Source organism: Cellulomonas sp. URHE0023 (assembly GCF_000688475.1).
Taxonomy (GTDB): Bacteria; Actinomycetota; Actinomycetes; order Actinomycetales; family Cellulomonadaceae; genus Cellulomonas.
Map to the genome: position 1 here is coordinate 816,469 of NZ_JIAN01000006.1, position 12,302 is coordinate 828,770.

10 protein-coding genes are annotated in these 12,302 nt (G+C 69.6%); 2 read left to right on the top strand and 8 right to left on the bottom strand.

Going from position 1 to position 12,302, the window contains the following annotated elements; all coding sequences use genetic code 11:
- Positions 1–21 precede the first annotated feature (21 nt).
- The 3 genes from N553_RS22610 to rfbD form a co-directional block, all read right to left on the bottom strand.
- Entirely contained in the window at positions 22–1,218 is a 1,197-nt protein-coding gene (locus N553_RS22610) for a glycosyltransferase (protein ID WP_156043822.1), read from the bottom strand.
- The gene (locus tag N553_RS24325; protein ID WP_231505259.1) at positions 1,211–2,908 is read right to left on the bottom strand and encodes a hypothetical protein; all 1,698 of its coding nucleotides are present in this window, start codon (positions 2,906–2,908) and stop codon (positions 1,211–1,213) included. The genes N553_RS22610 and N553_RS24325 overlap by 8 nt, the downstream gene beginning before the upstream one ends.
- Before the next feature lie 118 nt (positions 2,909–3,026).
- Positions 3,027–3,881, bottom strand: coding sequence for a dTDP-4-dehydrorhamnose reductase (gene rfbD / locus N553_RS0112960; RefSeq protein WP_028046871.1), 855 nt, complete (start codon positions 3,879–3,881; stop codon positions 3,027–3,029).
- Between the two features lie 88 nt (positions 3,882–3,969).
- Between rfbD and N553_RS0112965 the strand changes: the two genes are divergently transcribed.
- The gene (locus tag N553_RS0112965) at positions 3,970–4,587 is read left to right on the top strand and encodes a dTDP-4-dehydrorhamnose 3,5-epimerase family protein (protein ID WP_034621889.1); all 618 of its coding nucleotides are present in this window, start codon (positions 3,970–3,972) and stop codon (positions 4,585–4,587) included.
- A 10-nt stretch (positions 4,588–4,597) separates the two neighbouring features.
- Here the strand turns inward: N553_RS0112965 and N553_RS0112970 are convergent, their stop codons facing one another.
- The 4 genes from N553_RS0112970 to N553_RS22630 all read right to left on the bottom strand — a co-directional run bounded on the left by N553_RS0112970 (position 4,598) and on the right by N553_RS22630 (position 9,471).
- Positions 4,598–5,803: a lipopolysaccharide biosynthesis protein gene (locus tag N553_RS0112970; protein ID WP_156043824.1), complete on the bottom strand. Its 1,206-nt coding sequence runs from the start codon at positions 5,801–5,803 to the stop codon at positions 4,598–4,600.
- Positions 5,804–5,850: 47 nt separating this feature from the next.
- A complete protein-coding gene (locus N553_RS24330) occupies positions 5,851–6,993 on the bottom strand; it encodes a glycosyltransferase family 1 protein (protein WP_081844542.1) in 1,143 nt (380 codons plus the stop codon).
- Positions 6,990–8,222, bottom strand: a complete 1,233-nt coding sequence (locus N553_RS22625) for a glycosyltransferase family 2 protein (RefSeq protein WP_231505260.1) — start codon at positions 8,220–8,222, stop codon at positions 6,990–6,992. The genes N553_RS24330 and N553_RS22625 overlap by 4 nt, the downstream gene beginning before the upstream one ends.
- A 70-nt stretch (positions 8,223–8,292) precedes the next feature.
- A complete protein-coding gene (locus N553_RS22630) occupies positions 8,293–9,471 on the bottom strand; it encodes a glycosyltransferase family 4 protein (protein WP_197030049.1) in 1,179 nt (392 codons plus the stop codon).
- A 114-nt stretch (positions 9,472–9,585) separates the two neighbouring features.
- Between N553_RS22630 and N553_RS0112990 the strand changes: the two genes are divergently transcribed.
- Positions 9,586–11,169, top strand: a complete 1,584-nt coding sequence (locus N553_RS0112990; protein ID WP_197030051.1) for a DUF2142 domain-containing protein — start codon at positions 9,586–9,588, stop codon at positions 11,167–11,169.
- On the opposite strand, the gene N553_RS0112995 is transcribed toward N553_RS0112990, so the two are convergent.
- Positions 11,156–12,271, bottom strand: coding sequence for a glycosyltransferase family 1 protein (locus tag N553_RS0112995; protein WP_028046875.1), 1,116 nt, complete (start codon positions 12,269–12,271; stop codon positions 11,156–11,158). The genes N553_RS0112990 and N553_RS0112995 overlap by 14 nt on opposite strands.
- Positions 12,272–12,302 lie beyond the last annotated feature (31 nt).

Sequence of the window (12,302 nt, forward strand, 5' to 3'; positions counted from 1 at the left end):
TTCGGTCGTGCGGGGGGGCAGTCAGGCAGCTACGGCAGGTTCGATGCCGAGGGCAATGAGGATCTGGTCGACCATGCGAGCCGGGCTGTAGTGCTCGTTCGCGTGCGTCTGAGCGGCTCGGCCGATGGCGAGACCACGGTCTTGATAGCGATCGACGATCTCGGTCAGGGCCCCATCCCACTCGTCGACACGCACGAGCATCCCGGTCACGCCCTCCTCGATCGCCTTCGACATCGTGTAGGTCGGCGAAGCGAGCGTCGGGATCGCGACCGCAGCAGCGTCGAAGTACTTGAGCTCCGACTTGCAGTTGGTGAAGCGGTTGTCCTGCAACGGCGCGATGTTGACCTCGGTCTCAGCAATGAGACGCTGAAGCTCCATGTAGTTCGTCGGAGCGACCACATCGATCCGGTCCTCGAGCTCGGCGAGGGGGGAGTCCTTGAGCTCGAGATATCCGACGAGTCGCAATCGCACGCGAGGGTCGCTCCGCAGCACTCGAGCGACGGCACCGGCCACGAGCGCGAAGTCCCGGTTGTGGGTCGGTGTACCGCTGAAGTATCCGAGGTGAAGCGACCCGTCGCCGCGATTCCCGCCGGCCTCGCGGGCGGCGACGAGCGCCCGGGAGTACTCGATCTGCTCAGCGCCCATGAAGTTAGGGATGATGCGGATCGGCTTGTCGACGACCTCACGTGTCCGATCGGCCAGAAATTCGTTCGTCACGATGATCTCGTCGGCGAACTCCATGGTCTGCCGCATGCGGGCGAACGCTCCGAACCACCAGTTCCAGACATGCTCCGCGGCGTCAGGCAGCCCCTCGTGCTGGTCGAGTGTCATGACGACCTCGGGCACCATGGCGATGTCGAAGACGTAGTCATCCACATCGAAGAACACCTTGGTCCCGAAGCGGCGGGCAACCGACATGAGCTGCGCAACCTGGTCGCTGTACGGCACGCGACACACGACGAGGATGTCGGCCTCTTTCACGATCGAAAGGAGTCGCTCACCATCGCGCTCGAAGAACCAACTCGCGCTCACTCCCGGGGCATGCGCATTGAGTGCGTTGGCCGTGTTGAAGCACCGGTAGCGGAACGTGCTGCCGTCAGGACCGCGGTAGTAATAGGCAACCTTGACCTCTCCGGCCCTAAACGTCCGCACCCGGTCGACGAGCGGGACTTCCCAGGGGTCCCGGTAGTCCATCGAGCGGATCGGAATGTCAAACATCGCCGAACCGCCGCACCAGGTGCTCTACGACGTCCGCCAGATTGTCCGACCAGGGACGGAAGTACGGAGCGTCACTGGGATCGAACGGCTCGCGCGATGCCGATTCGACGAGGACGGTCGCCTTGGCGATCGCTTCCGTAAGCCCATCCACCGTCGAAGGGGCGGTGACCAACCGTGACGACACGTGGATGAGCTCGGGCTTGCCTGGCCAGCTGTTGGTCACGACGACCGATCCACTCGCCGCGAGGTCGAGCGGCGGGTAGCTGGGGTGGGGTGACGCCATGAGGGAGACGCCGAGGTCCATGCGGCCCAACAGGTCCCGGTACTCTGCCCAACCGAGCGCATCGTGCAGCACGGGACGGCTGCCATCGCAGAAGTCGATCGGAGGCACGCCGCGGCCGGCGAAGTGTACGGTCCAGCGCTCGCGCGGCAGGTGCCCACCCTCGATCGCGGCGTCGATCGCGGCAATACCGACGTCGAACAAGTTTCGCGGGTTGTGGGGGCGCGCATAGAAGAAGAGGTTCCGCTTTCCGCCGGCTCCGACCACGCGCCCGGGCCGCAGAAAGGGCGTGAACGACGGCTCGAACGAGATCCCGGTGGTCGAGAGGTTGTCGATGCCCGTAGCCATGAGGTGCTGGCGGAGACCCTCTGTGTTCACCAGCACAGTGAGGCCGGGGTGGTTCATCGCGGCGGCTGCAGCGAGCGAGTCACCGCCGGTCGGGTAGAACGCCCGCTCGTCCTCCTGAAGGATGTACACCACCTTGTCGGCGGGGATCGTGCGGAGCACGGACGTCGTCGTCCACCATGACGTGGTGAGGAAGATGTCGTCGTCACCGGTCTCGAGGTAGTCCCCCGGTCCGATCGGTACGAAGGCAAGCTCGGGCTGGCGCGACGGGCGAGCGCCTATTGTCCGGAACAGGTTGTCGAGGCCAGCACCGTCGGGGCTCGAGTGCCTCGTGACGATGCGCAGGCGTCGACCGGTCTGTTCCGCCCACGCCGATGCGACGATGACTGCGGTCGCGACTCCGCCGAACAGGCTGTCCGCACCGATAGAGTCCGTCACCAGATTGATTCGCGGCACCGCCGGCCCAGGAATCGTGCGGAAAACTCGGAGGTCCGGGTTGCGCCGCGACAGCAGCGTCGAGACATTTGTCGGCATCTCTGCGTCGTTGCCTGTACTCCCGGTCAGCGTGGTGCCGCGCCCGTTGGGCCGACGCCCCTCGCCTACACCGTGGCGCAGGTAGTGCGCGAGCGGGTTGATGCCTGCACCGGCGACGTCGGCGTTATGGGTCAGGTACCAGGACGTATCGAAGTTGGAGCACGGGTCGTACCCAAGTTCCACGCCGTCCGTGAGCCAATGCACGAGCGGGTTGATCCCCGCGCTCGCGACGTCAGGATGCCGATCGAGGTACCACCCCGAGCTGAACCCAGCACGGATGGGGTCGCGTCCCTCAGCACCTCCGCTCGTGAGGAAGTGTGCGAGCGGGTCGATACCCGCCGCAGCGACGTCCTCGTTCTGCTCGAGGTAGAACGTCGGGTCGAATAAGGCACTGGGCTGCCGACCCTCGGCGCGGCCGTGGTCGCGAAAGTGATTGAACGGCTCGAGGCCCGCTTCAACGATGTCGGCGTAGGTCTCCCTGTAGAACGCGGAGTCGAACACGAGCTGAACGTCGTCGACCGGCTCGGGCACGGGGTGAGCCTGGCGGCCCACGAGGGCGCGCGTACGTCGCCCCGCAGCGGACTTCAGCCGCTTGAACATGTATACCTCGTCACCAAGTCGTCATGTGGTCGGGAACGGATCAGCTTTGCTATACGCCAGCAAGGACGTCGGCGGCCGCGGCGACCCACGCGTCGGCCCAGTTCCGCATCGGCGTGACGCCGGCTGCCGTGGTGGCGGCGTGGCCCAGGACAGAGTAGGCGGGCCGGGGCGCAGGGCGGGCGAACTCCGCGCTCGACGTCGCCCGGACGATCTCCGGATCGAGACCGGCGGCGGCCACGACCTCGCGCGCGAACCCGTGCCACGAGACGGCTCCAGCGGCCGTGCCGTGGTACGTGCCTGCAGGAACGCCGGCAACGACGAGCCGTTCCATCAGGTCCGAGAGGTCGCCGGTCCAGGTGGGCTGCCCGAACTGGTCGTCCACGACGTCCAGCCCACCCCGCTCCGCGGCGACCCGAGCGATGGTCTTCGGGAAGCATGCACCGTGCTGCCCGTACAGCCACGCCGTCCGAACGATGATGTGGCTATCTGGCGCTTCAGCCCGAACAGCCCATTCGCCCGCCACCTTCGTCCTGCCGTAGGCGGACCGAGGTGCGGCCGGGAAGTCCTCCGGGTACGGCACGGTAGCGTCGCCGCCGAAGACGTAGTCGGTCGAGACCTGGACGATACGGGCACCGGCACGTCGAGCGGCCCGTGCGAGCAGCGACGGACCCACGGCATTAACACGGAATGCCGTGTCCTCATCGGCCTCGGCGGCGTCGACCGCGGTGTAGGCGGCGCAGTTGATCACGACGTCGAAGCCTTGGACGCAATCGTCCGTCAGGTTCGGATCGGTGATGTCGAGGCCGTCTCTGTCCACCCCTGTGACGTCGTGCCCGCGAACGGCGAGCAAGTCGACGAGGTCGCGTCCGAGCATCCCGTTCGCGCCTGTGACTAGCCAGCGCACGCAGCGGTCCTTCCGTCGGGGTCTTGGGCGACCATCGTACCGGGCCGCTACCCTGATCCCCGCCAGTCCGCCAAGCCGAAGGATTCCCATGACCTACCGCGAGCTCACCGTCCCGGGCGCCTGGGAGATCACCCCGAAGCAGCACGGCGACCCGCGTGGCGTCTTCCTGGAGTACTTCCAGGGCGGTCCGTTCGCGCAGGCAGCGGGCCACGACTTCGCGCTCGCGCAGGCCAACCTCTCGGTGTCGGCCGCCGGGGTGCTGCGTGGCATCCACTACGCGGACGTCCCGCCGAGCCAGGCGAAGTACGTGACGTGCGCCCGGGGCGCGGTGCTGGACGTGGTGGTGGACGTGCGAGTCGGGTCGCCGACCTTCGGGCAGTGGGACAGCGTGCTGCTCGACGACGTCGACCGGCGGGCGATCTACCTGTCGGAGGGCCTCGGGCACGCGTTCTTCTCGCTCGAGGACGACTCGACGGTGCTGTACCTCGTCACGTCGGGCTACAGCCCGGGCCGCGAGCACGGGATCCACCCGCTGGACCCGCAGGTAGGCATCGAGTGGCCGACGACGGACCGGCACGGTCGCCCTGTGACTCCGCAGCTGAGCGACAAGGACCTCGTGGCGCCGACGCTTGCCGACGCTGCCGCTCAGGGCCTCCTCCCCCGCTACGACGAGACCCAGGCGTACCTCGACTCGCTCGGTCAGTGAGCGACGAGCCTCAGGGCCCTGGGGTCATCTCCGCCGGCAGCAGTGGCCCGTGCAGTGACGAGACGTACCGGAGTCCCGGGACCGCGAGCACGACGTTGGCGATGACCTCGCTCGCGGCGAGCGCGACCGCTGCCCCGACCGGACCGATCGCCACCGCCAGCCAGATGATCAGCGGCACCCCGACGGCCGCCGCGCAGACCGTCGACACGACGACGATCCGGATGCGCCCCGCGGGTACCAGGATGTGCCGGGTCATCGAGATGCGGGTGGACGCGAGGAAGAACGCGAGGCCCAGGAAGAAGCACGCGGGACGGGTCGCGGCGATCTCGGCACCGAACAGAAGGCCCGAGGCGAAGGGGCCGAGAGCGGTCAGGACGAGCCAGCCGAACAGGCCGACGCCCGCGTGGGCACCGAGCGCGACCCGTAGTCGGTGCCGCCGCTCGCTGACGTGCCCTTCGACGGTCCAGCTCTGGAACGCGTTGGCGAGCGTGATCGGCACGTACAGGCCGAACTTGTACAGCTTGTCGGCGGACGCGTACGAGCTTGCGGTGGCCGCAGGGGCGGTCGCACTGACGACGGGCACGGGCACGCTCATATAGGCGCCGCCCGCGATGTCGTTGAACGCGACCGCGCGGTCCCGCACGAGCAGAGCCCAGACGGTCCGGGCCGTCCAGGCACGCTGCGGCGCGTCGGACAGCACGCGCCGGCTGAACAGGATCACCCCACCGACCGACACCGCGATCGCGAGTGCGGGGTAGATCGCCAGCTCGTGCGTCACGACGACCAGGGCGGCAGAGACCGCCGCTGCGGCCACGCGCGGCACCGCCTCGTACAGCGCGATCGAGCGTGGGTCAGCGGACCCGATGGCGTACCAGGCGAACGACAGCCCGACGACCGACCCGGACATGCCCATGAGCACGGTCGGCGCGCCGTAGCCGGGTGCGGCCACGAGCAGGCAGAGCACGAGGACGACCGGCACCGCGACCGCCATCAGCACGCCACGGACCACGAGGCTCTCACGGTAGAACTCGGCGCGGGCCGCTGGTTCGTGAGCGAGCGCGATCCGCGGCGGACCCGCCGTGTTCCACCCGTAGGCGACGACGATCGCCGCGAGCGTGCCGATGGCCTCCCCTGCCGCCAAGCTCGCCCATCCACCTTCACCGGCAACCCGGCCGAGCACCGGCAGCACCAGCAGAGGCGTGATCAGCGAGATCATCGGAAGACCCGCGAAGCCGGCGATCCGCCTCCACAGCGGTTGGCTGGTCATCGACGGCGGGGGGACCGGGCGAGCACGTCCAGGATGACGTCGCCGGTCTGCTCGGCGGCGCGATGCCAGCTGAACTGGCCCGCGCGGACGATGCCCGCAGCGTGCATCGCGCGTCGGGTATCGGCGTCGGACAGCAAGGACCGCAGCGCGACACCGAAGGCCTCCGGGTCGCGCGCATCTGCATAGCGAGCGGCCGAGTCGCCAACCTCGCGAAGCACGGCGATGTCGTTCGCGAGGACCGCGGTGCCCCGCGCCATGGCGTCCAGCACGGGCAGGCCGAAACCCTCGACGAGCGACGGGCACACATAGACGTTGGCGACCTGGTAGAGCGACTCGAGCTGTTCATGGCTCACCCAGCCGAGCAGGTGAACGTCGCTCTCGAGTCCGAGCGCGGCGACCAGGGCGCGCAGGGGGTCCGGACCGTGGCTGCCCGTGATCGCGACCTGGGGGCGTTCCTCGGCCGGGATCGTCGCGACAGCCCGCAGCAGTCCGTCGAAGTTCTTGTGCGGCAGCCGGTTCCCCGTGCTCAGCACGAGCGGCCGGCCCGGCTGCAGACCCAGCTCTGCGAGGTGGCCTGCCGGGTCGTCCACGGGCGTGGGCACGCTGCCGGCGAGCGCGACCGGTGTGATGCGCGACCGGTCGATGCCGAGCGACCGCACGATCGCAGCAGCCGCGTCCTCGCTGTCGGTGAGCAGGTGCGACGCCCCGCGGGCGGCGCGTCGCACGACGTCCGCCGTCACCGCGCGCGTGGCGCCACTGACCTGGGGGTTCGGGTGCTCGAACGCGATCGCGTCGTGCAGGGTGACCAGCCGAGGGACGCGCCCGCCGGGCGGCCCGAAGTTCGCCGGGCACCACAGGAGGTCGGCGTCCGCCCGGGCCGCAGCAGGCGCGACCGCGACGTACTCCGCGAGCGCCCACAGCGGTCGGAACTCTCCGTCGATGGGCAGCGTGCGCACCTCGCCGGGAAACCAGTCCCGCAGGGTCGGTGCTGCCGTGGTGTTCGCGATCGCGACGAGGTCGAGCTCCGGTGACCGAGCGGCGATCGTCGGGAGCACGCGTCGGACGTAGGTCTCCGTCCCGCCCCGCTTGCCGGTGAAGTACAGCAGGTCGACCGCCACACGGGGCCGCCGTGCAGTCACGACGCGGTGCCCGCGACCTCGACGGTCTCCTCATCGGGCACGGCCTCGGGCGCCGGCGGGTTGGTCCGAGCGCGCGTCGGGATGCTCAGGATCCCGACGAACATGCTGGACATCATCGTCTCGAAGCCGAGGACGAGCCCGAGGGTCGCCGGGACGGCGATGCGTACCGCATTCCGCGCGTCGAGCCCACCGAACCCCGCATCGCCCCACCGCAGGACCTGCGCGACAGCGACGACGAACCCGAGGACGAAGATCGCCAGGCCCACGAGCAGGCCGCGCTCGAGAGTCAGCCGCTGCGAGATGGCTCGGAACCGTGGACCCGCCGGCAGGAAGCCTTCGTGCTCGGCGTACACCTTGGTCAGGATCGCGAAGAGCACCGCCTGGTAGCCGATGATGGCGGCCGCCATGGCGTAGATCATCGTGGACACGTCGAAGCCGACGGAGCCGATCTCGACGGGCCCGAAGAGCAGCACCAGGCTCGCCAGGAAGCCCACGCTGAACAGCGCGGCGCCCGGGTACAGGAACAACCACTTCGGCGAGAAGACGAGCAGGAAGCGCAGGTGACGCCACCCGTCGTGCCAGCTGCGCAGGTGCGGCGGACGGGAGCGCCCGTCCTTGCTCAGGGTCGTCGGGACCTCGGTGATCCGCAGCTTCGCGAGACACGCCTCGACGACCATCTCGGAGGCGAACTCCATGCCGGAGGTCCGCAGCCCGAGGGCAAGGATCGCGTCACGGTCGAACCCGCGCAGCCCGCAGTGGAAGTCCCTCACACCGGGCTTGAAGAACAGGGCGCCGATGCCGGACAGGACCGGGTTGCCCAGGTACTTGTGCAACGGCGGCATCGCACCCGGTGCCACTCCGCCCTTGAACCGGTTGCCCATGACGAGCTGCGCGCCCTCGCGGAGCCGGTCGAGGAAGGGATCGAGCTTGGAGAAGTCGTAGGAGTCGTCGGCGTCACCCATGATGACGTAGCGCCCCCGCGCCGAGGCGATTCCTCCGATCAGTGCGGCGCCGTAACCCCGCTCGGCGATCGGAACGACTCGGGCACCGGCCGCACGCGCGAGCTCCTGGGAGCCGTCCGTGCTCCCGTTGTCGGCGATGACGACCTCGCCGTCGACCCCGGCGCGCTCCAGGTACCCCAGCGCCTTCGCGATGCAGACCTCGAGGGTCTCGGCCTCGTTGAGGCAGGGCATGAGGATGGTGAGCTCACAGCTCGGTGGCAGAGCCAAGGTGTTTCCGTCCAGCGTGGGAGAGGGGCGGCTGCACTCTACCAATGCGAGACGCCGGGTCGGTCGAGGCTCAACGCCTCCACCGGTCGCCAGACTTCGCGCCCGCTTCCGTCAGTGCCGCAAGGATCCCGCGTGCGGCGGCCTGCACCGTGCGGGTGCGCACCGCCTCGTCGAACCAGTGTCGCGTGGTCGCACGCAGCCGCGGCCCGCCGTCCACGACCGCCACGATCGCCGCACCCAGGTCGTCGGGCCTCTCGGAGGCCGCGACGAAACCGTTGATGCCTTCCTCCACGAGCTCGACCGAGGCGTTGTCCGGTGCCTGGGCCAGCACGACGGGAGTCCCGGCCGCGCAGGCCTCGACGACCGCGAGCCCGTAGCCCTCTCGCCGGGACGGGTTGACGAGCACGGCAGCATCCCGCATCGCGCCGTCGAGAACGTCCTGGTCCACGAAGCCCGGCATCGCGACGACGTCCTGGAGCCCGAGCCGTTGGACCTCGGCTTCGACAGCTGCTCGCTGTTCGCCGTCGCCCAGGATCACCGCCTGCAGGTTCGGTACGGCCTCCCGTGCCCAGGCCACGGCGGCGGGGATCGACTCGACGCGTTTGTCCGGGATGTGCCGGCCGACGTACACGACGGTGGGCGGCTCCCCCGCGACCAGCTGAGCGGGCGGCACGTCACGCGCGTCGATGAGGCCCGGGCTGACGACCGGGGCGCGACGCGCACGGAGCGCGACGAGCCGGTCGCCGTTCATCCGCGAGTGGGCACTCACCAGCGGGCTGGCGCGGACGGCCCACCGCTGCAGCGCGTTCGCCACACGGCCCATGACCGGTCCGGAGTACTCGAGCCACTGGTCGCGACGCCAGACCTCGAGGAAGTCGGCGCACACCGGGACGCGGGTGCCCGCCAGCGCGAGCCGCACGGCGAACACGTTGAGCACGGGGAGCGCACTGACCAGGACGGCGTCGTACTCCCGCCTGTGCTTGCGCACGTACCGCAGCACACCCCATGCGAAGCCCAGGGCGGGCAGCGGTCGGCGGTTCCCGGTGTCGTCGTACAGCCGGAAGGACGGGCTGACGGCGACGACGTCGACGCCGGGCACGTACGGCGGCTCCTGCTCCCACTGCCGCCGCGTCAGGTACTCGACGGACCAGCCCTCGTCCGCGAAGGTCTCCGCGAACGCCCGGTACTGCCGCTCACCACCGCCGGTCGTGACCGGGAAGAGGCAGTCGTAGACCACGGCGATGCGCACGCGGGCCAGGGTACCGGCGCCCATCGCCCGCGGCGGAACAGAATGCACGGCCACCTGCGCGGTACCCTCTCGCTCGCGTGCCGTCGCCCGGGCGTGCCGCGACGAAGGACTGAGATGACCCAGCCTGCCGACGAGGCCGAGAAGACGGCCACCCCCTCGCCTCAGCGACCGATCACTACGCGAAGGGCCTTCTGGGGCGCGTTCGGCGCGCTTATGGCACTGACGTCGGCGTGGGCGCTGGCCAGTCCGCTCGCGGCCGGCCCGGACGAAAATGCGCACATCATCAAGGCGGCCGCCGTTGTCCGAGGCGAGCTGACCGGAACGTCCGCGCCCGACAACCCCGGCTCAGGCATTGTGCAGGTTCCCCGCCTCTACGCGGAACTGACCGTCTACCCGGCGTGCTTCGCATTCCATGGCGAGACCCCCGCGAGCTGTGTCCCGCAGCTTGCGCAAGGCGCGGAGGCGGCGAAGCCAGTGGATGCCGGCACCTGGGTTGTCCGGAACAACCCTATGTACTACGCGTTCGTCGGCCTCCCGACGCTGCTTCCGGCGGGCGAGTACGTGGTGTACCTCATGCGTCTGCTCAGCGCCGCGTTGTGCTCGCTCGTCCTCGCGTGGGGCGTGCGCGCAGTCGCCGAAATCACTCACCGTGCCTTGCCGGTCGTCAGCACGGTCGCCGCGCTCACGCCCATGGTGATCTTCCTCAACAGCACCGTGAATCCGTCCTCCCTCGAGATCAGTGCAGCCGTGGCGCTCTGGCTGTCCCTTCTCGTCCTGGTGCGAAGCCCTGACCCAGAGCGCCTGCCAGTTCGCGCCGCCGGCATCGCCATCGTGGCAGTCCTGCTCGCCAACGCACGTGGCCTGTCGCCTGTCTATGTCGCCGTCATCGCCGTCACGGTCACGCTCGTCGTCGGACCGTGGTCTGCGTTCGTCTCGGTTCTCACCGACCGCCGGTCGTGGCTGTGGCTCGGCGTCGTCGTCGCAGGCGTCGTCGCATCCCTGGCATGGACGGCCTCTGCCGGAACCCTCCAAGCCGGTGGCACCGGTCATGCCGAGCTCGGCTTCCTGACCACCGCGAATCGGACGTTTTTCGACACCGGCGACTTCCTCATCGCCTCGATCGGCCGATTTGGTTGGGTCGATACGAATTTGCCAACCCTGACAACCCTCGTATTCGTGGCACTCATTGGGCTCCCTACGCTGCTCGCACTCTCGCTCGGTCGGCGGAGGGACCGCTGGGCGATGCTGGCAGTCGTCGGGATCGTCGTGATGTTCCCCGTCGTAGTGCACGCCTGGCAGGCCCGGAACGTCGGGTACATCTGGACCGCGCGCTACTCCATTCCGTTGACGGTGGGTGTCGTGCTCGTGGCAGGCTTCGTGTCGCGCGACGGGCTGCGGGACCTTCCGGGCTGGGTGGGCGACCGGCTTCTGACGACGATCACCGCCCTCCTCGCCGGGGGCCAGCTCATCGCGTTCGCCGTCAACCTGCGCCGCTACGTCGTGGGTGAAACCGGTTCCTGGCGGCAGCTGTTCTCGGGCGAGTGGACGCCTCCCATCAACGGCTCGATCCTGCTGCTGGCGGCGACGGCGAGCCTTGTTGTCGGCGTGCTGCTGGCTGTCCGGCTCGGACGGTCGGGCACCGACCCCGAGCTCGACGAGTCGCGGCTCGATGCCCCTGCGCGAGTCAGCGCGTCCTGAGCGCCTCGCGGTACACGGCGGCGTGCTCGCGTGCGCTGTTCGCCCACGTGTAGCGCGCGGCGGCTGAGCGGGCTTCCACCGCGAGTCGGTCGTGGTCCGCGCCCGCGGCGTGCAGGATCCCGTCCGCGATCGACGCGGCGTCGCGAGGGTCGACCAGGGCCGCGGGCTCGTCGACGAACTCCGCCATCGAGCTGTCTCGCGACGTCACCACGGGCACGCCATGCGCCATCGCCTCCAGGACCGGCATGCCGAACCCCTCCCACAGAGAAGGAAAGGCGAAGACCTGCGCGCCCGCATAGGCGGTGTGCAGGTCACGCTCGCTCAGGTGGCCGAGCAGGTGGACGGTGCCCGCAGGTAGGCCACGCATCGCCTCCTGGACCGCCTGCGCAGCGCCGCCCCAACCCGCCGGGCCGACCAGCACGAGGTCGAGCTCGAGACCGGCGTCGACCGCGAGCGCGTACGCCGCGACGAGCCCGTGCAAATTCTTGCGCGGCTCGAGAGTCCCGCACCACAGGACATAGGGCCGGTGCACGCCGTGGTCGGCTCTCCACTGGGCGACATCGGACGCATCGGCCGACAGGATCCGCACGCCGTGCGGCACGACCCGTACGCGGTCCGAACCGATGCCGGCGTCCGCGCAGTCGCGCAGCGTCGCAGACGACGGCACGACCACCCGCGCAGCCTCGCCGCGGACGATCTCCAGCGCCCGACGGAAGAACGCGTTGCCCCGTGAGGTGAAGTGCTCGGGGGAACGCAGGAAGGCGAGGTCGTGGACGGTCACGACGAGCGGCGCGCGCCTCCCCGGGACCGCCCAGGTGGTCGCGTGGACGACGTCCAGCGCTCCGGCCGTCCGCTCCGCGCGAGGAGCCCGGAGTCGGTTCCACGACTCGTACAGCGCGGTACGAGGCAGTGGTGCGGTACGGACCGTGAGCCCGCCGAGGCCGCGGGCGGCCGCATCCGCGACGTCGTGACGCGCAGCGATGCCGACGACCGGCGTCCCAGCCTCCTGCAGGCCGCGCGCGAGCTCCACGATGTACGTCCCCGAGCCGCCTGGCACCGGTTGCCAGAGCTGCTCGACCGTCATCGCCACCCGGATGTCCACGAGGAGCGAGCCTAGAGGGTGGGTGGCGGCA

What these genes read in the sequence shown, in the direction of transcription:
- N553_RS22610 (WP_156043822.1), bottom strand. Translation starts at nt 1,218, where the DNA reads ATGTTTGACATTCCGATCCGCTCGATGGACTACCGGGACCCCTGGGAA.
- N553_RS0112965 (WP_034621889.1), top strand. Translation starts at nt 3,970, where the DNA reads ATGACCTACCGCGAGCTCACCGTCCCGGGCGCCTGGGAGATCACCCCG.
- N553_RS0112970 (WP_156043824.1), bottom strand. Translation starts at nt 5,803, where the DNA reads ATGATCTCGCTGATCACGCCTCTGCTGGTGCTGCCGGTGCTCGGCCGG.
- N553_RS0112990 (WP_197030051.1), top strand. Translation starts at nt 9,586, where the DNA reads ATGACCCAGCCTGCCGACGAGGCCGAGAAGACGGCCACCCCCTCGCCT.